Raw genomic sequence first — 25,062 nt, forward strand, 5'->3', positions numbered from 1 at the left:
AAACCGTTGAATCCACAATAATTTATACTGTTAATTTTTACATTAAATTCATTGGGTTAACTGCTAATTTCGGGTTAACAAATGAAAATTAAAAATGATTGCGAGGAAAGCGTCTGAATGGCGAATCAATGGAGCCCAGCGGCTATGACAGTTGATTGGCTTTACGATACGGGCCAGCGTAATCGAATATACGATACTCGACACGCCAGTGTTTACGGACCTGACGAGCAATGACAAAATCCGGCGCCACCCGCAGGTGAATGCTATTGGCGACCTGCTTTAGACACTTGCTAGGTAGTGGCTGACCGCTATGGCTGCGGCGAAATTCGTTTAGAAATACGCGACGTTGTTTGTCAGATGACCAGTCAAATCGCTCTGAAAGCTCGGCGCCATCTTCGTCGTGATAACTCAGCCGCAAGATGTCGCCATCGGTCGTTGCAGACATACCCGCGCAGCGGATCACCATACGATCGTTAAGGTTCAATGCCTGTCGCAGTTTATCGTCCGGATCAATCAGAATTTCGCCACACTGATGGCATTGGCGCGCCGCAATATCATTTTCGGCATTGCAATGGCCGCATTGTTTAAATTGAAAGCGAAACTGGCACTGCTGCTGCCCCTCTTCCGTGTCGACTAAGCCTTGGCAGCGGCGGCCATGGTGTTCAACAATATCGCCGTCGGCATCAGTCAGGCCCCAAAACAGATTGCTAAAACCACAACTCGGACACGGAACCTGAACCAATTCGCTATGGGGATTTGGCTTGACCGAGCCGATTTCAGGCTGATGCAAATCATAGCCATTGCCCGCGTAATCAACCACCAGACAGTCTTCTTTACCATCGGCCAGACGCAATCCGCGCCCAACAATTTGTTGATACAAGCTGACCGATTCGGTGCGTCTTAAAATGGCGATAAAATCAACGTGCGGGGCGTCAAACCCTGTCGTTAATACCGCCACGTTAACCAAGTATTTAAGCTGTCGCTGTTTGAATTGGGCAATCAACGCATCGCGTTCTTTGAGCGCTGTTGCACCGGTAATCAACGCCGTCTCGCCATCGGGCAATTGCCCAGCAATCTCTTGGGCATGAGCAACGGTCGACGCAAAAACCATGACACCTTGGCGCGATTTAGCCAACTCAACGATGTGCTGACAAATAGCTTGGGTAATACGCGGCGACTTCGCTAAATAAGCATCAAGATCGGCTTCGGTATAAGCCGTTGGCAAGCCACCCCACTGATAGCGAGCGGCTGGCGCATCAATCATCAGCGGCGGCGTTAAAAACTTTCTTCTAATCAGTTGTCGCAACGGCAGCTCAAAAATACAGCGGCGAAATGGCGTTGCCTGCTCGGTACGAACAAAACCATGATAGTGCTGTTGATAGATCCAACCCTTGTCTAACCGATAAGGTGTCGCCGTTAAGCCCAGCACTTTGAGCTGCGGATTGATTTGCTTGAGATGGTCGATGACTTTCAGGTATTGGCTGTCGCTATCATCACTAACCCGATGGCATTCATCGATAATGACGAGGGAATAGAAACCGGTAAATTGCTCAAGATTGCGACTCAGCGATTGAATGCTGGCAAAGGTTACCGGCTGGCCGGATTCTTTGCGCCCTAGCCCAGCGGCAAAGATCCCCGATTCAAACCCGAGCGCCTGAAATTTGGCCTGATTCTGCTCGACCAGTTCTTTAACATGGGCCAAGACCAAAATCGGGTAACGCGCTAAGCGCGCCAACTCAGCGATGACTAGGCTTTTACCCGCACCGGTCGGCAACACGATGACTGCAGCTTCATCGGTTTGCCGAAAATGGCGCAATACCGCATCCACGGCATCTTGTTGGTAATCGCGAAGTTTCATCGAAAGCACTCCAGACACAAAAACGCCCAACCAAGTTGGGCGTTTATTCGGCTCGACGTTTAACCAAAGTTACGCTGGCAATTCCGCGTTATGGTAAACGTTCTGGACGTCATCGCAATCTTCCAGCATGGCAATAAACTTCTCGAATACTTCGACGTCGTCGCCTTCAACCGCGGTGTAAGTTTGCGGCACGAAGCTGATCTCTTCGACGTCAAACTCAATGCCTTCAAAGGCCTCGGTCAGCGCAGTTTTGACGTTGTAGAACTCATTCGCCGGGGCAAACACAGTCACTTTACCGTCTTCCACTTCGATATCATTGGCATCGGCATCGGCCATCATCAGCGCTTCGAGTACGGTATCTTCATCATCGCCGTCAAAGACAAACACTGACAGGTGATCGAACATGTGGGACACCGCGCCAGGAGAGCCAATCTTGGAATTGGTTTTCTTAAAGCACAACCCTACTTCCATATAAGTGCGGTTGCCATTGTCGGTTAAGCAATCGACAATCACCATGCAGTTACCTGGGCCGAAGCCTTCATAGCGCGCGGTTTCGTAGTTCTCGTCGGCGCCGCCTTGGGCTTTTTCAATGGCACGTTCAATCACGTGAGTCGGAACCTGATCTTTTTTCGCACCATCAATCAGGCGACGGAGAGCCAAGTTACTGTCGGGATCCGCACCACCATTCTTCGCACAAACATAAATCTCTTTGCCGTACTTGGAGTAAACCTTGGTTTTTGCCGCAGCCGTTTTGGCCATTGATTCCTTGCGGTTTTGATACGCTCTGCCCATGACAATCGCTCTTTAATGAATACTTAAAAAAATGCTGGCGCGAATTCTAACCCGTTCTTTCACGCAAGTGCCAGCCCATATGCGGTTGGCAAGTGGTTTTCTCAGTTGCTTTTGACGAAGCTCATGCTGACAGTGACTCAACTGTGTATTGAAGGATTGGTGTTACTTGGCATCATTCCGGTTTGGCAACGCTAACGGCATCCGCATGTTGAATTCAACACCATCGCCAATGTCGCTATGCACTTCAATGGTGCCGCCGAGTTTCTGACTCACCACGTTGTAAACAATATGAAGGCCAAGTCCGGTACCTCCGGAGGTTCGCTGGGTCGTAAAGAAGGGATCGAAAATTCGCGGTAATGTGACAGCGTCAATGCCGCGTCCATCATCACGATATTTCAGCAGCAGATGCTGCTCATGGACTTCAAAGCTAATCTGGATGTGATGATGTTTATCGCGATAAAAACCATGTTTGAGTGAGTTCATAATGAGGTTGGTGAGCACCTGACTATAGGCGCCGGGGTAGCTGTGAAGCTGTAACGTTTCATCGCCGTCAACGGAAATATCCAACTGATAGCCTTTGAGTTCTGGCTGCAAGCTTTTGATCAAGCTATTGACGTAATCCAGTAAGCCAAATTGACGCAGATGCTCAGAGCTTTGGTCCGCGGCCACTTCCTTAAAGTTGCGGATCAAATTGGCTGCCCGCTGTAGGTTGGAGCGGACCATCTCGCTGGTTTGTAACGTGCTGCTGACGTACTCCTCTAATGCTCGCCGAGTGAGGCTTTCCTCGGCAACATGTTGCTCCAAATCTTGAGCCTGGCGTTCGAGCAACGTTGCCGCCGTCACCGCGACCCCCACCGGGGTATTGATTTCATGGGCAACACCGGCCACTAGTTGTCCTAACTGCGACATTTTTTCTGCTTCCACCAACTGATGTTGTGCCGCTTTCAGTTGGTCCATGGTATGCCTGAGTTCTTCATTGGTGGTTTGCAGCTCGCTTGTGCGCGCTTTTACTCGTTGCTCCAATTGGTGCTGGTCATCGACGATGCGCTGTGCCATTTGTTCTAATACGGTTGCCATTTGTTGCAGTTCTCGGAACGACAATTTCAGTGATTTTTTGCTGTAATCGCCATTGGCATAACTCGATACCAGTTGATTCACCACCATGATCGGCTGCACCAGATGTCGCGCCCCTAAATAGGCAACACCGCCAAAAATAATAATCAAACCGGCGACGATCGCCCAAAGCTCAGTCCGAAGCGCTTCGACCTGTTGCAATGCTGAAATTCGCTCAACGCCCAAGGTCAGCTCTATTGTTGCCTCGGTGTACTCCAACTCAAGCTGGACTTTGATTTGCAAATGGCGATCGAGCGTCGATCGGTCCAGTTGAGTTTGCAATAAGCTCTGCCCGTCCATGGAGACATCGAGAATCGAAATACCCATGTCTTGGGCGTATCCAAGCCTTTTCTCCGCCGCATTGATTAAGCTATGGACTGGCATCAGCACCACCAGTGCGCCCACCAGCTCGTGCAGCTCTTCTTTATCGGCGGCTGACATCCACAGTGGCGACAACACCATAAACAAATGGTTGCTGGTTAGTTCCACTTGCTCTTTCTGATCACGAGATTGCAGTTGGTAGATTTGCTGGACAAATTGGCCGTTATCAATATCCAGCACATCGGCATTGAGCGCCGAACGGTCAGTAAAAAAGGTGTTTAATTGTGGCGAGATGGGTTCCAACTCCAACAATTCCAACGACGTCGGCGCTACCTCGACAGGCCAGCCAAACGCATCGACGATGACCAAACCATGGGCGGCGGGGTGGATCTGGCGCACCTTCTCTAGTTTTTGTTGTGCCTTGGCACCAAAGGCGCCGGTGTAGGCGGCGTAAATAATGTCCGGATCGGAACTTAACTGCTCAACCGTAGCGAACAGTAATTGATAATCCCGCTCAACATCGTTGGTCAGAAAGCGTGCGACTTGTTCGAGAGCACCAACAGTCGCCGTTTGTGACACGGTGCGAAAGCGCTCAATCAGGTAGCTCGCTGTGAGTAAGCAAGGTAGCAACGCCGCAGCCAAGATAATGCCACTTAAGGTGCCACGCAGGGTCCGCCTCCATTCAAACATCGAACTGCAACTCCTTACTGTTTCGACTCAAGATTGGTCTTTGTGGCTTTCTTCAGCTCATGCTCAGAGAACCGTTGCATCAGCTGGGTCGCCTTCTCAAGGCTGCCATGACCACTCATATATAGTTCAAAGCCTTTTCTCATACCAATCCACGCTGCCGCCATCGCTGGTGTAGGCGGCGCGGCTTTGGCGTGTTGCAGTTGCTCTAATAAGGCTTGCATGTTAGCGGTCGCCGTTTGCTGAATACGATCGACAACTTGCGGATGAACTGGCAACGAACCGATGTCATCGTAAAAGCGCTGCTGTATGTTTTGCGACTGCAGATAATGAGCAAAATCGGTTAATCGTTTACCGGTCTCGCCGGCTAAATCCTGATTCGGAAAAATCAGTACCATGCCGGAAAACATCGGCACCATGGGCCGGCCATTGATGGTTGGTAACAATGCCACCCCAAAGTCATCACCTAATGAGGTAGACACGTCTTTGAACGCCCAGTCGCCGTTGATGGCGTAGGCATATTTGCCATTTTTAAAATCGTCATAGCTGCAGCCATAACCACAACTAGAATCGACCAAGCCATCATCAGCGATCTGTTTATAGAAACTCAGAGCTTGACGGGTTTCTGGGGTGTCGAGAGTGATGGCATTGTCATCGACCGGAAACGCACCAAATGCCGACATAAAGCTAACGAACCAATACATCTCCGCATACTTCCAACCGATTAACTGACTCCCCTTACGTTCAACTTGGCTGCGTTGAGCCACTAGCTCGGCCCAGCTTGTGGCTGGTGCCTCAACGAATTTTTTGTTGTAGAACAGCATTAAGTGATTGCCACCTAGCAGCGGCACGCCATAACGATTGCCATCGTAGGTGGCTAATTGCAACGCCGCGGGCGGCATTCCTGCGGCAAAGACGTTATCGGCAAGAGGGCGCAAACCCAGGCGCCGGTGATCGCCAATGAAGTCGGCGGGAACCATGGCGGCGTGTGGCGAATTGCCATCAAATACGGCTCGCATCAAGTTGGTTTTCAGCTCGCCAGTCGGCAGGTATGACACCTTGATCCGCACGCCAGTGGCTGCCTCATACTGTTTGGCAATTTGTGGAAACCATGCTCGCGCTTCTTCTTTCTGGTGCCAAAACAACAACTCAGAGGCCGCTGCCGAGGTCATCCACCAGCAGCTCAGCAACAATAAAAGCGTCTTCATCTGCGGCTCCGAAATAACAATCAATCTTGCATAGAGTATAGGCACAAGAAACCGGTCCCATGGATTTTAAAACCGATTTATGTATTGTTTTCACTGATGATTATCACGTTGAGAGATAAAAGCTCGCGACCATAGCAGCATCGGCCATGATATGATTCCCAGCCAATAGCCAGTGTCTCAATCATTTCGCATGTCATCGCTCACACCGCCGAAAGCAAGCAATACCTTGCCATTACTGCTGATCATTGGGTACGTCTGGCCAGAACCGAACTCATCAGCAGCTGGCAGCCGAATGATGCAACTCATCAGCAGTTTCTTAGCACGCGGCTATCGGATTAACTTTGCCAGCCCTGCCGACTTTTCCGACCACGCGGTCGATCTACAGGCGTTGGGAGTCGACGTCACCGCCATCGAATTGAACAACACAAGCTTTGATGAGTTTGTCGCCGAATTGCAGCCGCAAGTGGTGTTATTCGATCGTTTTATGATGGAAGAGCAGTTTGCTTGGCGGGTGAGCAACAACTGCCCTCAAGCCATTCGCATCCTCAACATGGAAGACTTGCATAGCCTTCGCCATGCTCGTCAACAAGCGATCAAAGCTGGGGGCAACTCGGATGATGCCGAACTTAATACGGAAATGGCTCACCGCGAGCTGGCTGCGATCTTTCGCAGCGATCTAACGCTGGTGATCTCGCCATTCGAATATCAGTTGATCCACCAGCATTATCAGGTGCCAGAATCGCAGCTGTTGTTGCTGCCATTTATGCTAGCGGAGCCAACTCAGCCCTCGTCGCTTCCATTTGAGCAACGCCACCATTTTGTCAGCATCGGTAATTTTCGCCATGCCCCCAACTGGGATGCCGTGCTCCAGCTACGCCAGTTATGGCCTGCGATCAGACGCCAATGTGGTGATGCCGAGTTACATATTTATGGCGCTTACCCGCCGAAAAAGGCCACGCAATTACACAACAGCGCAATCGGCTTCCACATCAAAGGTTGGGCTCAAGATGTTACGGAGTTGATGAGCAATGCCAGAGTGTTATTGGCACCACTGCGTTTTGGCGCCGGCTTAAAAGGCAAGCTACTCGACGCCATGTGCCATGGTTTGCCGAGTGTCACCACGCCGATCGGTGCTGAGGGTATGACCGTTGCAGCAGACTGGCCCGGCGCCGTTCGTTCAGAGGATCAGGCGTTCATTGATGAGGCGGTGCGCCTTTACCAAGACCGTCAGGCTTGGCAGCAAGCCGTTGCCCAAATTCCCGCTCACCTCGTCCCTTATCAGCGTTCAACACTTGAGCAGGCCTTGTTCGAGCGCATCTATGGTATCGATCAAGACATCAATGGCCACCGCCAGCAACACTTTATTGGCGCCATGCTGCAACACCACAGCCTCAAGAGCACACAGTATATGTCGCAGTGGATTGAGGCCAAAAACAAACTAAAAAGCCAACCCTAGCAATATGTTACAACGTATCGCATTTCATTTTTAATTCACTAAACCACCGCAAAACCGCAACCAATTCGTCACATTTTCACCTTAGCTTCTGTGCTGCTTATTGCTCTTGAGCAATTCCGATCCCCGATGTGCAGTCATATCCAACCGAATCACTGCTGTCGGTTTCAAACATAACCAGGAAAGGTGAAACCATGTTGAAACAAAGCACTGCATTGTGCAGCTTGCTTGTGGCCGGTTTATGTACATCAGCGACCGCTGCGGTACTGCCAGAGTCACAATCTGCGAGCAGCTGGTATCAAGATGCCCAAACGAAAATTGCCGCCAAACTAGCTCGTAGCCAAACCACCAAAGCGAAAAACGTCATCCTCTTCGTTGGCGACGGCATGGGCGTCTCGACCCTAACGGCAGCGCGCATTTTGGAAGGTCAAATGGCCGGTAATTCCGGCGAAGAAGGCTACCTGAGCTTCGAAAAATTTCCCTACTCAGCGCTCGTTAAAACCTACAACGTGGACGCTCAAACACCCGACTCTGCCGGCACCATGACTGCCATGATGTCAGGTGCCAAGACCGATGTTGGCGTCATCGGCGTTGATGAGGATATCGTGCGCGGTGATTGCAGCACAGTCGCTGGCAATGAAATGATCACCGCCCTTGAGTTGGCCGAACTAAAAGGCTTGTCGACCGGTATTGTTTCGACTGCCCGCATCACCCACGCTACGCCAGCAGCAACCTACGCCAAGTCTGCCGACCGTAACTGGGAAGATGTTTCTGACATGCCAGAAGACGCAGTCACTGGCGGCTGTGTGGACATCGCCAGTCAGCTAATCGGCTTCGAAGCGATGATGGAACAACGCTTTGCTGGTGCTGATGTCGATGGCATCGAAGTAGCCATGGGTGGCGGACGCCGCCATTTTCTGCCCAAAGACGCCAGCTTCAACAGCGCCGATGCAGTCAGCTCGGTCGAAGGTGATCGCACCGATGGTCGTGATCTGACTGCCGAATGGCAGCAAAGCTATCCCAACGGCAGCTATGTCATGGATCAAGCTGGTTTTGATGCCATCGACACCGAAAGCGTTGAGCGTGTGCTGGGCTTATTCAATGAATCTCACATGCAATATGAAGCCGATCGTCAAAATGACGTAGCTGGTGAGCCATCGTTAAGTGAAATGACCACCACCGCCATCAATGTGCTTGATAACAACGACAAAGGCTTTTTCCTGATGGTTGAATCGGGCCGTATTGACCACGGTCACCACGCTGGCAGTGCTTACAATGCCCTGACTGACACCATTGAGTTTGCCAAAGCGGTACAAGCCGCTGTTGATGCCACCAGCGCTGAAGACACCCTGATCTTAGTCACCGCCGACCACGGCCACGTCTTTACCATTGCCGGCTACCCGAAACGCGGTAACCCAATCCTTGGCAAAGTGGTTGGTGTCGGTTCCGAGCAAGCCGCGACTGCAGCCGATGGCATGCCGTACACCACGCTGGGTTACACCAACGGCCGTGGTTTCCGCGATCTTGGTAACGAAACCGATGCCGATGCGACATACGGTCTCGACAACGCCAATGGCCGCCAAGACTTAACCAGTGTTGATACCACCAGCTCAGGCTATCACCAAGAAGCGGTCATCCCACTGAGTTCTGAAACTCACTCCGGTGAAGACATCAGCTTGCACGCGATGGGCCCAGGTGCTCACTTGGCGCAAGGCACCATCGAGCAAAACATCGTATTCCACCTCATCGAGAATGCTCTCGACTTGGTAGCAGAGTAAGGAAGGATCCCAATGAACAAGTTAATTTTAAGTATCGCGGTTGCCTCTGCTCTGGCCTTAACCGGTTGTGATGGTGACGATGGTAAAGATGGCGTTAATGGCACCAATGGTGTGGACGGCGCGCCAGGCCAAGACGGCACACCAGGCTCCGACGGTCTTGACTCGCTGATCAATTCAATCGAATTAGCGGCGGGCCATGAGGTGTGTCTCGGTGGCGGTGTTCAGTTCGACACCGGCTTGGACGACAATGCCAACGGCACCCTCGAAGCAGCCGAAATAGATGACACCAGTTACGCCTGTTTGCCTTACGACCCGGTCTCTGAAGCCGTGGTGACAGTAGAAACCTTAAACAATCCGTGGTTTCAACAAGGTCAGCAATACATCGAACAAGCTTTAGCAACACCGTATGACGCAGCCCCAACAGCGACGCCTCGTGCGGCCAGCACCGCTTATGTCGCACCAACGACCAGCCGCAAAGCAAAGAATGTCATCCTGTTTGTCGGTGACGGCATGGGTATTTCAACGGTCACTGCTGCCCGAATTCTGGAAGGTCAGATGAACGGCGGCCTTGGTGAAGAAAACGTACTGAGCTTTGGTAGCATGCCATTTGCCGGCTTAGCCAAAACCTACAACGTCGATGCTCAGACGCCTGATTCTGCCGGTACCATGACGGCGATGATGTCTGGTGTTAAAACCGACGTTGGCGTGATTGGTGTCGACGAAGACATTGTTCGTGGTGATTGCTCAACCGTTGCAGGCAATGAACTGGTCACCGCGCTTGAGCTAGCTGAAATAGCGGGCAAATCGACCGGCGTAATTTCGACCGCACGGATCACCCACGCCACCCCAGCGGCAACTTATGCGAAATCTGCCGATCGTAACTGGGAAGATGTATCTGATATGCCAGCTGAAGCGGTTGCTGCCGGTTGTGAAGACATTGCCTCTCAGTTGGTCAACTTTGAAGCCAACCTCGAAGCGCGCTTTGCTGGGCTCGATGTCGATGGCATTGAAGTGGTGATGGGTGGTGGACGTCGCCACTTCCTGCCCAAAGATGCCAGCTACAACAGCCCTGATGCCGTCAGCTCAACCGAAGGCGATCGCACCGATGGCCGTGATTTGACTGCCGAATGGCAAGCAAGTTACCCGCAAGGCACTTACGTTTACGACAAAATGGGCTTTGATGCGATTAACACCGCAACAACCTCCAAGTTGTTTGGTCTGTTCAACGAATCACACATGCAATACGAAGCTGATCGTAAAAATGATGTAGCCGGTGAGCCGTCATTGCGTGACATGACCACCAAAGCCATCGAAGTGCTCGATAACAACGAAGAAGGCTTCTTCCTGATGGTTGAGTCCGGCCGTATCGACCATGGTCACCATGCCGGTAATGCCTACACCGCATTGACTGACACCATTGAATTTGCCGAAGCGGTGAAAGCTGCAATGGCAATGACTAATGATGAAGAGACCCTGATCATCGTCACCGCCGACCACAGCCACGTGTTTACCATTGCCGGTTATCCAAAACGTGGTAACCCAATCTTGGGCAAAGTCGTTGGCGTTGGCTCTGATACGCCAGCTGAAGCGGCCGATGGTATGCCATACACCACATTGGGTTACACCAATGGCCGTGGCTTTATGAACCTTGGTGACGAAACCAATGCCGATGCTGGTTACGGTGTTGATATCAACGCAGGCCGGATGGATCTGAGCGATGTTGACACCACCACCCCAGGCTATCACCAAGAAGCCTTGGTACCAATGAGCTCCGAAACTCACGCCGGTGAAGATGTCGGTATCTACGCCAGTGGTCCAGGCGCGTCTTTGGTCACAGGCACCAACGAGCAAAGCATCATCTTCCACATCATGGATTATGCCGCTGAGCTGACAACCATGGCCGATCAGGTTGTCGATTAATACTGACAAGCCTTGGCTTTATCAGCCGACTTGAGTGAGCAAGCGCATCGAGCAAAAGCTCGGTGCGCTTGCTCCGTTGTCGGACAACAAATCGGAGAACAACAATGAACTCTCGTTACATTCCTTCCTTCATTATCAGCGCTGCGTGTGCCGCCAGCACCCTCATGATTGGCGCCACCGCACTTTTGTTCAGCACCTCGGTTAACGCCAGTGCAAATGTCGCGGCTCACTCATGCCCACTCAACAAGCAGCGTTTAAGTGCTGATTACACCCTAACCAGAACTTGGGACATCGGCCGTTCGCAAACTAAACAGCTAACCCTTTGGCGCAATGCTAATGAGGTCGCTTTACAATACCCGCAACAAGCGATCACCGAGATCTGGACCCGCGGCAAAGATGGCCGTAGCCGCCCTGTGCGATATTTTGACGATTACCAGCGTGGCATCGAGTACTTTCCCAACGAAGTCAAAGGCAGTGCCACTGCGCAAGTTTGGCAAAGTAAATATCAACTAATTGATGATGACTTTCGTCAACAAATGACGCTGGTTAGTGAAGCGGGCCAAGGCTGCCTGCGCACCGAAACCTATGAGCTAAAACAGCAAGGCAAACGCTATCGCCTAGTCTGGCAACCTGCATCACAGCTGGTTATTCAGTACCAAGAGCAAGCCATGAGTCAGTTGTTTACCATTGAGTTGCAGCAGACATCGCAAGATAGTGGCCAAATTGATCAATTTTTTGCGTCGCGTCAGGCTTATCAAACCACTGATTATGCCGATGTCGGTGACAACGAAAGCGATCCGTTCTTTTTGAAAATGATGAGCTTGGGCTTTGTTCAACACGGCGCATCCGGTTTTTACAACGCCGATGGCAGCAAGCTAGGTGGCAACAGCCACGTTCATTAGTCAATTAACGCAAGCATCAGCTTACAAGCGATGCCTTGCGCTGCACTGCCGCGACAAAATCAACCACCTGCCGCACCACCCAACGGGGCTGATCTAACGGCAGATCATGCCCCGCCTGCGGATGAGTCAGATGGCGACAACGCCAGGCTCGGCTCATTGCCAGCGAGCATTTCGGCGACACCAGTTGATCAGCAGCGCCCGCCAAAATCAGTAGATTGGCACAAGGCGCTTGCGCTGGCCCTTGGTACCGAGCGGCGGCGATTAACTGCCGAAGACTGTTCATTAAGGTTGGTTTAGCGGCGCTGGCGTAATCATCCCAGCGCCTTGCCAAATGGTCGTTGTCGTGGTGTTTTAAGCTGGTCCAGCGCAACACCCATTGCTCTCTGGCAAGTGATTTAGCGGCAAACGCAACCTTAAGCGCACTGCCATAAACCTGTGGCTGTAAGCGATGATAAAACGGGCTAAACCGGCGCAAACTGGAATTGATCATCACCACCCCAGCTATTTCATCAGGGTAACGTTCAGCCCATTGACAGGCGATCATCCCGCCCATGGATAGAGTCACTAGTAGCAACTTCTCTGTGCTTTGTAGTGGCGCGATTTTGGTTCGTAAATCGTCAACCATGGCCGCCATACTGGTGCCGGATTTATCTTGGCAACAATCACCATTGCCTGCGATATCGGGCGTCTCAATCACATAGTTGGGTAATGCTTGGGCCAATTGCTGCGGCCAGTCGTTCCAATGTCGGTGATCGCGGAGTATTCCGCGGAGCAAAACTAGCCGTAATTTCATGTTGTTGCCTCGCCGTCATACCAGAGCTTTATTGCCGCTCGATTGTCTTTATGAATTTGCTCGGGTTTGGTTTTCATCCAATTGCCATAACTGGCCACAGCCATCATGAGAAAATCCAGTAGCGGATAATGACGCCGCAAAATGCGTGAGCGTCGGTGGGGTAATTCGGGATGAAATAAGCTGCGATAACGCAATAACTGTCGCGGGTTCTTCTTCACCCAAAGCCAAGAGCCCATTTCAAGCGTCAGCGGTAAAAACGTTGCCGCTGGCTGTTGCCTGAGGCTGTTGTCATAAAGCAAGTCCCAAACATCGCCGTGGGTGGTGTAGGAATGAGCCTGCGGCTCCACTTGATACAAGCCGTGGTTGGGAAAGGTTTTGACAAATAAACGATTCAGCCGGTACATCACATTTAAGTCGCGAATGGGCTCAAATGCGCCCGCGTAGGGAAACCACAACCGGTCTTTAAAACCAAAGCCACTGTGAACATCGAGGGTCAAACTAAATGGCCGACCACTAATTTGCCCGCTCATGAAATCGTAAAGCGCTCGTAACTCTGGCTCCATCGGCGCACCTTTGGGCCCCCGATACCAAGGTAGTAAACGGCTCAGGCGATGACCTCCGAGCAAGGCCGGCACCTTGCCCTTAGCGTCAATCGGCGCATTTCGCATTAAATCGATGCCATTGGGGTTACAGCGACGGTTGTGATACATGCCGCCGGGGTTGGCAATTGGGATGATCACCAACTTCAATCCAGCCAGTTGGCAACCGACCGAGTCGTCCCAGCGCATCCGCTCAAGCAAACTGTGCAAGTAAGCCAGCAGCACTTGCGTGCCAATGCGCTCCACGCCATGAATGCCACCAATCAAACCAAGTAGCGGCGCATCGGGCGCGGTAGAGCCCAGCTCAATGGCATGGATTGGCAGCAGGCTGTCAGCGACTTCGATTTCGCTGAGCACGGTCGCGCGCGCTCTGTCGCCCGCTCGCGCCAATAAATGCTCCAGTTCAAACAGCTCTGGTAAATGACGCTTGAGAGTAAATAATCGAGTTGAAGCCATATGGCCCTCAACAAACCGAGTGATGATAAAAACTATAGCCAAGACAAGGGCCTAACTGTGGCTGTCACAAATGTTTAATACCACGCTAGAGACCACCTGCTGCCAGAGGCAACAAAGCCAGCTTGCGCTGGCTTTGGAAGTCACTCGATGATGTTAATCAGGAGCATGCTCTATGGGTTATAGCCGGTGTGGGTGTTGTCCAGCGCGTAGAAGGTAGCTTGGACATAATCATTGCCATCTCCGGTATTGTTCTGATTGTACACGCCCGCTTTAAAGTACATATACTGGCTGGCGTCATCATAACCGGATGCTGACATGTCCACTTGTTGCACTACATCGGCCTTACCATCGCGCATGATGGTCACGGTTAGGGTATTGCCAACCACTCGGATTGAATAACTGAACTGCTCATCGAGGGCAATACCGTCAGCTGGGTTGCTGGCACTGCTCGATCGGCTGCCAATCATTTCATAATACTGCTCGCTGCCCGTGCGTGGCTCGTGGGCAATATAAATCGACCCCTTGGCGTTATCTTTCAGTTTGCGATAGTAAATCCGCACAGGCTCGTCGTCATTAGCGTGGATCTGACCGATGATCACGCGACCTTGCTGGCTACTGTCACCTGTTGTGGTGACATGATTCACCGCCAGCGTTGCGGTCAGCAAACCATCAACACCTCCTGCTGCGCTTTGAGCGGATGAAGGCGCACTGCTGAAGACCCAGTTATTGCCACCAACACCTTTGGTGCTGTAGCTGGTGTCGCCCCGGCGCAGCATTTCGCGCAATTCGGAGCGCGTGTAGCTGGTGTTGGTGGACGTTTTAGGGCCATCAACAGGAGCTTTGAACACCATGCCGCCGTCGCTGCCAGTGTAGAACCAACTGCTGTGCTCATAGCCACTCGATAATTCGATTTCCTTAATGGTATCTGATTTGCCATCGCCATCATTATCAACCGGCACGCCGAGGGTCCAATCGAGCAAGTCGAAATTGCCTGACGGCGGCAGATTTGGATCGAGATCGCCCGTAACCGGCGGGTCAACCGGCTCTTCGCCACCACCTTGTTGCCAGTTGCAACCATGCACCTGCACTTCGGTCAAACTGTTCCAAGTATTGGCCGAGTTGCCATAACCGGTGTAGCGAACATAACGGGCATTGGAGTCGGCTAAAGCAAAGCTTTCTAGCGCCAACGAACTGCCAGCGGAATTGGCGCTGGTCAGCACCGGCGTCCAGTTGCTGGCATCGCTTGATGTTTCGAGATCGAATGAAGCGCTGCGTTGATCGCCCTTGTAAAACGCCAATGACATCGTCGAGATATCGGCAGTGCCGCCCAGATCCCAAACGATTTGCTGACCAACACCATTATATGACCAGCGCGTGTTGAGATTGTTATCGATGGTATTGGCAGGACCATTGCCATCATTGCCGCCATCATCTGATGCGGTGGCAATGCTCAGCACATCATTACAGTCGCCTGCTGGCGGCTCGGTCGGGGTGCCGCCTTGATCGATTAGAGCAAAACTATCAAAACGACCTTCAGCACCGTCATATTCACCATACACCGTGACCGACGAAGCGCTGCCAGATTGAAAATCGACGGTTACCAATTCAAAGTCAGAACCACCGCCTGTTGCCGAGTAATTGTTACCATCGACGATCACGCCGATGCGACCAGCGCCTTTGATATAGGCTTGCAGCTGATAGCTAGTGCTACCATTCACCGCAACGACTTGCTCAACGCTGCCACCACTGCCGCTAATCTTGGCGGATTTAGAGCCGCTATGGGCAACGCTCGACAGCGACGATGGATCGGAATCTACCCAACCGTCCCAACTGCTTTCAAATCCTGGGTTTGTGATGGTTGCCGCCATGGCTTGTTGTACAGCAAAGGTAAGCGCAAAGCTCGCAGCAATAGTTAGTTTCTTTGGAGCTGCTTGAATTAGTTGTTTCATTTAAGGGCCTTTTCTAACGGATTATCGAATGCGGTTTGTTCTGAGACCTAAACGTCCGAGTAAAAGAGTTCCCCTGCCGTTGCTGCCACCTGATTATTTTGACCTTCAGCAACCAGCATTACGCAAACCGCGAACGCTATAAAAACACAGTAAAAACAACCGTCAACCAAGCAACCTGTCTGACCAAAAATGACTTATATTAATAATCACCCCAAATTAATTAGTCGAATAGAGCCACCAAACCATATTGAAAATAAGCCCAACCCCCTATGACCAATAACCAAAAATCGTAAACAACAAAAAATTTACATAAAATTAATAATTTTGTTATGACCAAACAAATTTACCAGCGTCACAAAATCGCCAGACCAATCAGCAAGCGCAATTGCAACTTCGCTTGATATGCGCCATCGAAGGTGGAGAATTTGGTCGGCGTCATCTAGTATCGAGGGCGTTATTGCCACCCTTACCCATCTCGCCCATAACAACAAGGAAGAATTTGTGAAAACAAAGCTTTTTGCCATCATCATGGCACTACTGTTCGCCCCGCAAGCTTGGTCCTTGCCGGAATTAAACCAAGCCACTTTGCAGTCAGTGCTGGATCTGATGGCCGATATGAACCAGCTTGCCGAGCAACACCCAGAATGGGATAGCGAGGAAAGCCAGGCTGACTTTTTTGCCGATGATGGCTCAGGTTTTATCGCTCACCTTAAACGCGTTGGCGCCTATGACAGCGTCAACAAAATTGCCGTGAAACACGGTTTTGACGACATTCAACAAGGTTTTGGTACCTTCCGACGCGCTGCTCTGGCAGGCATGAGCTTGCAGTTTGAAGCGGTAGGAATGGACTTTGCTGAGTTTCAACAGTCGCTCAAACAACGCCTTGATATGATGAAACAAAATGGCGCCAGCGCTGAGATGTTGGCAGAGCAAGAAGCGCAACTGGCTGAGTTTGGTGCAATTGCAACGGCCTTAGAGCAAGTGCCTGCAGCCGATAAAGAACAAATGATGCAACACATTCAATGGTTCTTTAGTCAACTCGAAGCCGCAGGATTAGCCGGCGATCTCGGTCAATAACGTCAGTCATTCGGGCCTTGCCGAGATTGCGTCAGGTCGACACGTCGTCCTGACGCAACCTGCTACTTGGCCTTAAACTTGGCCAGCTGAGCGTCCAGCTCAACCACCACGTCATGCATCAGATGACTAATATCCTCAACCTTGCCGGCCATCGCGGCAATTTCCCGACCTGAGTCACCAATTGCCGAGACATTGCGGTTAATGTCTTCAGTGACATGACTTTGCTCTTCAGCCGCAGTCGCGACTTGCGCCGCATTGTCATTAATGCCGGCAATCATGCCGGTCATTTGCTCCATGCCTTGATAGCTGCGCTCGGTTTCTTCAACCGTCACAATGACTCGGTCTTTACCACGGTTAATTTGCTCAACTGTTTTAGTGACTTCCTGTTGTAACCCCTGAATCAGATTATTGATTTCCTCAGTCGAATCCTGGGTTCGTCCAGCTAAGTTACGCACTTCATCGGCAACCACGGCAAATCCCCGACCTTGTTCCCCGGCTCGAGCGGCCTCAATGGCTGCATTCAGCGCCAGCAAATTAGTTTGCTCGGCAATGCCACGAATGGTATCGAGGATCCCTGAAATCTCACTACTGCGCTCGGCAACCTGAGAAATACGCACGCCCGCTTCGTCCATGTCATCTGATACCGCTTTGATTTCATTCACCGTTTGGGCAAACGAAGCGTGGGTTTGTTCGAGCACACTGCCGGCGCTGTTGGATTCATCCGAGGTGCTTTGGGCCAACGCGGAAACTTCCTGCGCGGTGGTCGACATTTCGTGAACGGCTGCGGCAACCGTTTCCGTATCGGAAAACTGCTGTTGCGCAGCAGTACTGGATGATTTGGCTGAACTGGCTAACTCAGCAGACTGCTGGCGGAGGTTTTCCGCATGACGTTGCATCGCCACAATCATATCGCGCAGCTTGCCGGTAAAGGCATTGAAACCGGCAGCCATATCAATCAGTTCTTTGTGCTGCTCAATATCCAGCGTTAGGGTCAGATCGCCTTCAGCGCCCGATAAGTAGGTAAAACGGCGACTCATCGCCGACAACGGGCGGATAAAACTATTGATAATAAAGGCCACCAAAGCCACTGCCAGTGCAGTACTGACGACGGTGAAAATCACCATTTTCCACATGGTGCTGTCAAACGCATTGGAGAGTTGTTGTTGAAACGACAAGGACTGTTGCAGCGCAATGTTTTTGTCGAGGCGGAACACCAGCTGCCAGTTCGAATCGGCACCATCCACTTCGATTGACGCCGTGGTGATGTAAAAATCAGCTGTTTCAATTAATCCGTTGCTGCCGCCAGCAAGCGCCTCGGCTAGTGTGGCATCAGTATCTTTAAGTTGTTTGCCAAGGGCATCAGGGTAACGACTAGAGGCCGCTAATAACTGCATGCCGCTGATCAGCATCATATCGCCCTGACCGTTCATCAGCTCCCCGGCAACGTCGCTGATACGCTGCTGAATGACCGGTAAGTTAATGTCGACGCCGACCAGACCACGGAACTTGCCATCAGCAATCACCGGCCACGACAGAGACGTCATTAACTCTTCTAAGCCCGGCGAGATCTCATACAAATAGGGCTCGAGCAAACAAGGTTTGAGGGTGTCATAGCTGCACAAATACCACTCCGATTCACGAATCCCGAGTTCATCTCGCTCCGCCAAGTATTTTTCATTTGGGTCATCAACCGCTTCATAAACCAATTGATTGCCGTCACGGTACCAATAGACCTCCAGTGCCCCATCACGACTGCTATGGGCCGGCTGATTGACGTTGGCAAAATCGCGACTGTCATAACCGTTCGGCTCAAACTGGGCGTAGATGGAGCTGACCCCCGTATGCGCCGACAACACGTATTCGGTGATTGATTTAACTTGTTGCCGCGGCAGCGGCTCGCCACCGGCATGGCTCGACGTGCGACTCAACACGGTAGCGACAGTTTTCGGAATATCAAAAGAGCGATTGATATAGCCTGCGACCTCTTCGGCCGCACCAAGAGTGGCATAGCGCATGGTGCTAATCACCTGCGTCTCCATGGTCTCAGCCGCAGCAGCACTGGACTCCTCGCCAGTCGCTTGCAATGACTGATACACCATCACCCCCAAGATCCCCTGCGTTAACAGCAAGATAAGTGAAATCATTAACAATAATTTGCGGCGAAGCGACCAAGCTGCCATAACCTTCTCCAAGTCGAGGCGACCAAACAATCGATGCTGAATCCGAAACCGGTACGATGGTTATCGCCCGAGAATTCAACCACTAACATCAATTGAGCTTAGTCAGAACAACGAAAAGGCGCTACAACTCACGCCGCAGCGCTGCTAAACTATCGCTCCTTTGCCAGTCTGACGAGATTTTGTTGCCATGCGCACCAGTCAATATCTGTTATCTACTTTAAAAGAAACGCCTGCCGATGCAGAGGTGATCAGCCACCAGCTGATGCTGCGCGCGGGTATGATCCGAAAAGTTGCTGCCGGCCTGTATAACTGGCTGCCAAGCGGTTTGCGCGTGTTGCGCAAAGTCGAACAAGTGGTTCGCGAAGAAATGAATCGTGCCGGTGCTGTTGAAGTACTGATGCCGGTTGTGCAACCAGCAGACCTGTGGGAAGAATCAGGTCGCTGGGAAGATTACGGCCCAGAGTTATGCCGTTTGAAAGACCGTCATGAACGACCATTTGTCCTCGGTCCTACGCACGAGGAAGTGATCACGGCGTTGGTTCGCAACGAAGTAGCTAGTTACAAACAGTTGCCACTGAATCTGTACCAAATCCAAACCAAGTTCCGCGATGAAATTCGCCCTCGTTTCGGCGTCATGCGTGGTCGTGAATTCACCATGAAGGATGCTTACTCGTTTCACCTGAGCCAAGAATGTTTGGAGCAAACCTATCAAACCATGTTTGATGCCTACTGCCGGATCTTCGAGCGCTTAGGTTTGGATTACCGTCCGGTTATTGCTGACACCGGCTCGATTGGCGGCAGCGCGAGCCATGAATTCCACGTCTTGGCTGATAGCGGTGAAGACGATATCGCATTTTCAACTGGCTCAGATTACGCCGCCAACGTTGAAATGGCCGAAGCGGTTTGCTCGCAGCAACGCCCAGAAGCAAGCGAAGCCTTAACCGAGTTTGATACGCCAAACGCCAAGACCATTGCCGATCTCACCGAACAATTTGGTATTGCTGCTGAAAACAGCATCAAGACGTTGATTGTCAAGGCTGCTGAAGACAGTGAACACGAGTTGGTGGCATTGCTGGTTCGTGGCGATCATGAGCTCAATGAAATCAAAGCTGAAAAACTGGCGGCTGTTGCAACGCCGTTGCAATTTGCATCCGATGAAGAAATCAAAGCTGCCGTTGGCGCCCTTCCCGGCTCACTCGGCCCAGTGAAACTGTCCTTGCCACTATTTGCTGACCGTGCTGTTGCTGCCATGGCCGATTTTGTTGCCGGCGCTAACGTTGATGGTAAACACTATAAGGGCATCAATTGGGGCCGTGATGTAGCCGAGCCTGAAGTCGCAGATTTGCGCAATGTTCAAGCTGGCGATCCAAGCCCATGTGGTCAAGGTGAGCTGGACATCAAACGTGGCATCGAAGTGGGTCATATTTTCCAGTTGGGTGATAAGTACTCACAAGCGATGAATGCGGGTGTCTTAGGTGAAACCGGCAAGCATCAAATCATGACGATGGGCTGTTACGGTATTGGTGTATCGCGCATTGTGGCTGCAGCCATTGAGCAAAACCACGACGATCGCGGCATTATCTGGCCTGACGCTTTGGCGCCATTCCAAGTGGTGATCATTCCAATGAACATGCACAAATCACATCGAGTAAAAGAAGTCGCCGATAAGCTTTATGCGGATCTGCAAGCGGCGGGCATTGATGTGTTGTTTGATGACCGTAAAGAGCGTCCGGGCGTGATGTTCAATGACATGGAATTAATTGGTATTCCTCACACTATCATCATTGGTGAACGCGGCTTGGATAAGCAAGTGGTGGAGTATAAAAACCGCCGCGACGGCGAGAAGCAAGAAGTCGCCATCGACGGCGCCATTGCCCATATCAAGTCTGCGCTGTCTTAATCAACTGCTAGAGACTGCAATAGCTAACGCCACCTTCGGGTGGCGTTTTTGTTTGCTTAGGCTCAATGATTATTTTGAGCGGAGCTGCATCAAGCTGCTCATATCAAAGACGCCGTGAAATCATCCATGATGGCTCCACTGCAGCCTCCCTGCTGCAGAGGCTTTGATATGAGCAACTTGATTCCGCTTTGGTTAGCTCTGGCGCAGCGATTGCTCTGGAAATGTACGAAGAACTGTCAAAAGTGGCTTGGAATTGGTGGCGTCGAGCTTCTGTCGCAGGGATGCGACAGTAGAGCCTATAGGGACATATTTACGGCGTCTCGACGAAATCAATTGCAAGCTGCTTGTCTGGCGACCTCGGTTATTGTCCGATAAATCATTACGCCTCAGCTGCATCAAGCTGCTCATATCAAAGACGCCGCGAAATCATCCTTGATGGCTCCACTGCAGCCTCCCTGCTGCAGAGGCTTTGATATGAGCAACTTGATTCCGCTTTGGTTAGCTTCGGCGCGGCGATTGCTCTGGAAACAGTCGAAGCAGAGTCGTAAAGCGGGTGAAACCTTGAGTCAGCAAGCGTCTGCCGTAGGGAGCGGCAGTCGAGCGGCCATGGATGGCTTCACCGCGTCTTGCTGAATTAAGGTTTTACCCCGCATTGATACACAGTTCAGAGAACGAATCCGACAGCGATTTTCAAAACTTGTATCAATAGCTACATCAAGCTGCTCATATCAAAGACGCCGTGAAATCATCCATGATGGCTCCACTGCAGCCTCCCTGCTGCAGAGGCTTTGATATGAGCAACTTGATTCCGCTTTGGTTAGCTTCGGCGCGGCGATTTATCTGGAAACATTCGAAGCAGCGTCGTAAAGCGGGTGAAACCTTGAGTCAGCAAGCGTCTGCCGCAGGAAGCGGCAGTCGAGCGGCCATGGATGGCTTCACCGCGTCTTGCTGAATTAAGGTTTTACCCGATTTATTGGAAGAAGGCATACCGTTCGTCCTGAACATCGCCGCTCCTGTGCATCCATGCACTCGCGGCATACCGTTCATCCTGAACATAAAAAAGGCCGCTGTTTCCAGCGGCCAACTTAAAGGAAGTGCATGTTTCCTATTAGAACTTGTAGCTAGCACCAATGGCGTAGCGAGCAGAGCCCTGAGTCGCACTCAGCATTTGCTCTTTGTAGCGCCCATGAATGCGTTGCTCTTCTTCCAGTACGTTCAAACCTTCGAAGAAAATACTCAACTGGTCATTCACTTCATAGCTCACGCTCACGTCCAACTGACCGTAAGACTCTGTGAACTGAGGTGCTGGACCACCCGCTTCCGCTTGACCTGTTCCTGACAAGAAATCATCACGCCAGTTGTAAGCCGCTCGAGCTTGCAAGCCATCTTTGTCATAGAACACAGAGAAGTTTGCAGAGTCACTCAAACCAGGCAGAGCGAACTGTTCAGTGGTGGTTTCAACATCGTACTCGGTGTCACCGCTGACGAAGGTCGCATTCGCTTGGAAACCGAAACCAGTGTCCCAGAACCAGTGCTGCCATGCGATTTCCCAACCGTGAGTGCGGAGATCTTCAACGTTATTCGGGCGATTAACCAACCAAGTCACGACTGGATCATCGTCACTTTGACGGATTACCGTGTTGTCACCCACTTGCTCACCATAGCCATTGTCAATCAACCACTGGAACACGTTTTCATCAGTTGCTGGCACACCATCGGCCGCCAATTGTGAGCGAGCCAACTCAGCGCGAGGACCAACATACGGGTCGCGTAGACCGTCGTACTGCACTTCGCTGATGGTGGTTTGCAGGAAGTTTTCTACGTCTTTGTTAAACCAACCTGCAGACACATAACTTGCTTCGTCGTAGTAGTACTCAAGCGACAAATCAATGTTATCGGAGCTGAATGGCTCCAGCCCTGGGTTACCAGAGAAGCCAGTGCGCGAGCCAGGCTTAGGCTGATTAGTTAACGAGTTGGTTGCCTTCATTTGACCCAGCGTTGGGCGAGTAATGGTTTTGCTCAAAGAAACACGGGCAATTAAATCGTCAACGATTTCCAGATTGATATCTAAGTTCGGTAAGAACTCGCTGTAATCACTGGTTTCGCGGGTGTAAGTCTGTTCTTCAGACTTCTGAGTGAACCACTCTTGGCCAGAAATCCACTGGAGTTCTTCGGCAACTGTTTGCAAGCTGCTGGCAGTCACATCAGTTTTTTCGTAACGGCCACCGAGCAGCACATTCAATGGCATTTCCATCAGTTCAGTTTCAACACTCAGCTGAATGTAGGCACTGGTGGTTTCTTCTTGCACCTTATGGTCGTCTTGCCAAGGGGCAGCAACATATTGCACGCCAAACAAGTCCTCAGCTTTCGCCATCGAGGTTTTTTGATTGTAGGTGTAGTAGTAAGGAATACGGATATCTTTACCACCACCAGAGAAGTCACCTAAGAAGTCTTTGCCAAGCAGCACCAACTCCATGTCTTCTTCCCAAATACCTAGGTTAGCAGGGTCGTACCAACCGGCACTTTGCTGGTCATAGCTACCCCAAGCGCGAGTTTCCATATCGGTATAAGCCATACCAAATTCGATGGTATCGACAATACCCGGAATATCGATGAAGTAACTGCCGTCGAACTGATACTGAGTTAAGTCAGTTTCATTCTTCGCAGCCACCATACCCGCGAACAGTGAGTTGTAGTGCTCAGGTAGCAGGTTGACATCAGTACCAGGCACAGGATTGGTGAACACCGCGTCGAGCGTTGGGATCTCAGTGCTTGACGCATCATAGGTCTTGGTGTCGAAGTTGAAACCGCCTTTAATGAAGAAAGTACGGTTAGTGCCGTTGCTCAGCGCTCCATTAGACTCTGCAGAAGAATCATGGGCATCAAAGCTGAGCGCCAAATCATCATTGACCTGCCAATCGATATTCAGGCCCAGCGATTTGTTCTCGTTCTCTGATGCTTCCATGCTCATGGTACCGGAGTAGTCGCCACCAAATTCAGTGACCACATCAAAGGTGCCGTTCTCATCAACATGAGCGGTGTCAACACTGTTATAGCCTTGGAACCAAAGGCCGAAGCTATCAACATAGCTTTCGTCTTCCAGCTTGGAGTAGGTGTAATCAGTGGTGATCACCAAGTTATCCATTGGCGCATATTGGAACACGACTTGAGCGTTATAACGCTCACGTTCAACATCGGTTGAGCTAAAGCCCATGTTACGGGCATAGAAGTAGTTGCCATGAGGGTTTTGGTTGTCATCAACCAACTCACCTGAGGCCGTTTTGTTTTCGAGCCAAGTAGCAAATGCGGAATCTTCAGTATTGAACTGGCGCCAGCCATCGATACCTGCTTTGGTGATGGTGCTGTCGCGTTTTTTGTAAGAAGCAGAAACACCGATACCAATAGTGTCGTCCATGAAGGTGTTGCTGAAGATGCCGGAAACTTCTGGTGTGTAATCATCGCCGCTACCATCAACGCTATCGTCAACGCTGGTATCGTGATGCACTTTACCGGTTACCGTGGCAACCATGCCATCATTGTCAAATGGGCGGGCGGTGCGGATATCAATGGTGGCACCAATACCGCCTGAAGGCAGATCGGCTCGACCAGTTTTGGAAACAGCTACTTCAGACACGCTTTCCGAGGCGATGTTGGCAAAGTCGAATGAACGAGTCGACTCACTGGCAGTGCCAGATGTCGGCATGGTACGGCCGTTGAACAAGACTAAGTTGAAGTCAGGGCCAAAACCACGAACAGTCACCTTGCTACCTTCACCGTTAACACGGTCAATGGACACGCCAGTGATACGCTGTAGCGATTCTGCCAGGTTAGTATCTGGGAACTTACCAATATCCTCTGCCGAAATAGCATCAACTACACCAGCTGAGGTACGCTTTAAATCCATCGCTTTGGCTTGCGAGCTGCGAATACCGGTAACCTGAATTACTTCGGTATCGTCCGCAGGAATTTCATCGGCGGCTTGAGCCGGAATCAATGCCGCAGCACCGAGCACCAAAGACAAACTGGCTGCCAGTTTTGTTTTAGTGAACATTGTGTGTTTCATGAACTGTCTCCGT

17 protein-coding genes are annotated in these 25,062 nt (G+C 51.2%); 8 read left to right on the forward strand and 9 right to left on the reverse strand.

What is annotated here, in order from left to right; genetic code table 11:
- Positions 1–142: 142 nt before the first annotated feature.
- The 4 genes from radD to IC617_RS07785 all read right to left on the reverse strand — a co-directional run bounded on the left by radD (position 143) and on the right by IC617_RS07785 (position 5,979).
- Positions 143–1,858, reverse strand: a complete 1,716-nt coding sequence (radD, locus tag IC617_RS07770) for a DNA repair helicase RadD (protein WP_191144419.1) — start codon at positions 1,856–1,858, stop codon at positions 143–145.
- Positions 1,859–1,927: 69 nt separating this feature from the next.
- Positions 1,928–2,650, reverse strand: a complete 723-nt coding sequence (locus IC617_RS07775) for a YebC/PmpR family DNA-binding transcriptional regulator (RefSeq protein WP_191144420.1) — start codon at positions 2,648–2,650, stop codon at positions 1,928–1,930.
- A 162-nt stretch (positions 2,651–2,812) separates the two neighbouring features.
- Positions 2,813–4,774 (reverse strand): sensor histidine kinase, encoded by a 1,962-nt coding sequence (locus tag IC617_RS07780; RefSeq protein ID WP_191144421.1) that lies wholly within the window; start codon positions 4,772–4,774, stop codon positions 2,813–2,815.
- Positions 4,775–4,788: 14 nt separating this feature from the next.
- Positions 4,789–5,979, reverse strand: a complete 1,191-nt coding sequence (locus IC617_RS07785) for a sugar ABC transporter substrate-binding protein (RefSeq protein ID WP_191144422.1) — start codon at positions 5,977–5,979, stop codon at positions 4,789–4,791.
- A 226-nt stretch (positions 5,980–6,205) separates the two neighbouring features.
- Here IC617_RS07785 and IC617_RS07790 point away from each other — a divergent pair, with 226 nt between their 5' ends.
- The 4 genes from IC617_RS07790 to IC617_RS07805 all read left to right on the forward strand — a co-directional run bounded on the left by IC617_RS07790 (position 6,206) and on the right by IC617_RS07805 (position 12,032).
- Positions 6,206–7,435, forward strand: coding sequence for a glycosyltransferase (locus IC617_RS07790; RefSeq protein WP_224745885.1), 1,230 nt, complete (start codon positions 6,206–6,208; stop codon positions 7,433–7,435).
- A gap of 191 nt (positions 7,436–7,626) precedes the next feature.
- On the forward strand, positions 7,627–9,210 hold the full coding sequence (locus IC617_RS07795; protein WP_191144423.1) for an alkaline phosphatase: 1,584 nt from the start codon (positions 7,627–7,629) through the stop codon (positions 9,208–9,210).
- A gap of 12 nt (positions 9,211–9,222) precedes the next feature.
- On the forward strand, positions 9,223–11,130 hold the full coding sequence (locus IC617_RS07800) for an alkaline phosphatase (RefSeq protein ID WP_191144424.1): 1,908 nt from the start codon (positions 9,223–9,225) through the stop codon (positions 11,128–11,130).
- A gap of 104 nt (positions 11,131–11,234) precedes the next feature.
- The gene (locus IC617_RS07805) at positions 11,235–12,032 is read left to right on the forward strand and encodes a hypothetical protein (RefSeq protein ID WP_191144425.1); all 798 of its coding nucleotides are present in this window, start codon (positions 11,235–11,237) and stop codon (positions 12,030–12,032) included.
- A 16-nt stretch (positions 12,033–12,048) separates the two neighbouring features.
- Here the strand turns inward: IC617_RS07805 and IC617_RS07810 are convergent, their stop codons facing one another.
- The 3 genes from IC617_RS07810 to IC617_RS07820 all read right to left on the reverse strand — a co-directional run bounded on the left by IC617_RS07810 (position 12,049) and on the right by IC617_RS07820 (position 15,829).
- Positions 12,049–12,825, reverse strand: coding sequence for an alpha/beta fold hydrolase (locus tag IC617_RS07810; protein WP_191144426.1), 777 nt, complete (start codon positions 12,823–12,825; stop codon positions 12,049–12,051).
- Entirely contained in the window at positions 12,822–13,922 is a 1,101-nt protein-coding gene (locus tag IC617_RS07815; RefSeq protein ID WP_224745875.1) for a DUF2817 domain-containing protein, read from the reverse strand. The genes IC617_RS07810 and IC617_RS07815 overlap by 4 nt, the downstream gene beginning before the upstream one ends.
- A gap of 128 nt (positions 13,923–14,050) precedes the next feature.
- The gene (locus IC617_RS07820; RefSeq protein WP_224745876.1) at positions 14,051–15,829 is read right to left on the reverse strand and encodes a polysaccharide lyase family 7 protein; all 1,779 of its coding nucleotides are present in this window, start codon (positions 15,827–15,829) and stop codon (positions 14,051–14,053) included.
- A gap of 501 nt (positions 15,830–16,330) precedes the next feature.
- Between IC617_RS07820 and IC617_RS07825 the strand changes: the two genes are divergently transcribed.
- Complete coding sequence (locus IC617_RS07825) at positions 16,331–16,906, forward strand: hypothetical protein (protein WP_191144427.1); 576 nt, start codon at positions 16,331–16,333, stop codon at positions 16,904–16,906.
- 62 nt (positions 16,907–16,968) lie between these two features.
- Here the strand turns inward: IC617_RS07825 and IC617_RS07830 are convergent, their stop codons facing one another.
- Complete coding sequence (locus IC617_RS07830; protein ID WP_191144428.1) at positions 16,969–19,086, reverse strand: methyl-accepting chemotaxis protein; 2,118 nt, start codon at positions 19,084–19,086, stop codon at positions 16,969–16,971.
- Positions 19,087–19,273: 187 nt separating this feature from the next.
- Between IC617_RS07830 and IC617_RS07835 the strand changes: the two genes are divergently transcribed.
- From IC617_RS07835 to IC617_RS07845, 3 genes are all read left to right on the forward strand, one after another.
- Complete coding sequence (locus IC617_RS07835; protein WP_191144429.1) at positions 19,274–20,986, forward strand: proline--tRNA ligase; 1,713 nt, start codon at positions 19,274–19,276, stop codon at positions 20,984–20,986.
- Positions 20,987–21,460: 474 nt separating this feature from the next.
- Positions 21,461–21,619 (forward strand): hypothetical protein, encoded by a 159-nt coding sequence (locus tag IC617_RS07840; RefSeq protein ID WP_191144430.1) that lies wholly within the window; start codon positions 21,461–21,463, stop codon positions 21,617–21,619.
- Positions 21,620–21,779: 160 nt separating this feature from the next.
- The gene (locus IC617_RS07845) at positions 21,780–21,938 is read left to right on the forward strand and encodes a hypothetical protein (RefSeq protein ID WP_191144431.1); all 159 of its coding nucleotides are present in this window, start codon (positions 21,780–21,782) and stop codon (positions 21,936–21,938) included.
- A gap of 156 nt (positions 21,939–22,094) precedes the next feature.
- Here IC617_RS07845 and IC617_RS07850 read toward each other — a convergent pair whose 3' ends face one another.
- Positions 22,095–25,049: a TonB-dependent receptor gene (locus tag IC617_RS07850; RefSeq protein WP_224745877.1), complete on the reverse strand. Its 2,955-nt coding sequence runs from the start codon at positions 25,047–25,049 to the stop codon at positions 22,095–22,097.
- Positions 25,050–25,062: the final 13 nt, after the last annotated feature.

Source organism: Neiella litorisoli, from assembly GCF_014773395.1.
GTDB classification, from domain to species: Bacteria; Pseudomonadota; Gammaproteobacteria; order Enterobacterales; family Neiellaceae; genus Neiella; species Neiella litorisoli.

Excerpts from the sequence above, each read along its gene's own strand:
- IC617_RS07850 (WP_224745877.1), bottom strand. The coding sequence starts at position 25,049 with ATGAAACACACAATGTTCACTAAAACAAAACTGGCAGCCAGTTTGTCT.
- IC617_RS07805 (WP_191144425.1), top strand. The coding sequence starts at position 11,235 with ATGAACTCTCGTTACATTCCTTCCTTCATTATCAGCGCTGCGTGTGCC.
- IC617_RS07820 (WP_224745876.1), bottom strand. The coding sequence starts at position 15,829 with ATGAAACAACTAATTCAAGCAGCTCCAAAGAAACTAACTATTGCTGCG.
- IC617_RS07835 (WP_191144429.1), top strand. The coding sequence starts at position 19,274 with ATGCGCACCAGTCAATATCTGTTATCTACTTTAAAAGAAACGCCTGCC.
- IC617_RS07810 (WP_191144426.1), bottom strand. The coding sequence starts at position 12,825 with ATGAAATTACGGCTAGTTTTGCTCCGCGGAATACTCCGCGATCACCGA.
- IC617_RS07845 (WP_191144431.1), top strand. The coding sequence starts at position 21,780 with ATGAGCAACTTGATTCCGCTTTGGTTAGCTTCGGCGCGGCGATTTATC.
- IC617_RS07785 (WP_191144422.1), bottom strand. The coding sequence starts at position 5,979 with ATGAAGACGCTTTTATTGTTGCTGAGCTGCTGGTGGATGACCTCGGCA.
- IC617_RS07830 (WP_191144428.1), bottom strand. The coding sequence starts at position 19,086 with ATGGCAGCTTGGTCGCTTCGCCGCAAATTATTGTTAATGATTTCACTT.
- radD (WP_191144419.1), bottom strand. The coding sequence starts at position 1,858 with ATGAAACTTCGCGATTACCAACAAGATGCCGTGGATGCGGTATTGCGC.
- IC617_RS07840 (WP_191144430.1), top strand. The coding sequence starts at position 21,461 with ATGAGCAACTTGATTCCGCTTTGGTTAGCTTCGGCGCGGCGATTGCTC.
- IC617_RS07775 (WP_191144420.1), bottom strand. The coding sequence starts at position 2,650 with ATGGGCAGAGCGTATCAAAACCGCAAGGAATCAATGGCCAAAACGGCT.
- IC617_RS07795 (WP_191144423.1), top strand. The coding sequence starts at position 7,627 with ATGTTGAAACAAAGCACTGCATTGTGCAGCTTGCTTGTGGCCGGTTTA.
- IC617_RS07800 (WP_191144424.1), top strand. The coding sequence starts at position 9,223 with ATGAACAAGTTAATTTTAAGTATCGCGGTTGCCTCTGCTCTGGCCTTA.
- IC617_RS07780 (WP_191144421.1), bottom strand. The coding sequence starts at position 4,774 with ATGTTTGAATGGAGGCGGACCCTGCGTGGCACCTTAAGTGGCATTATC.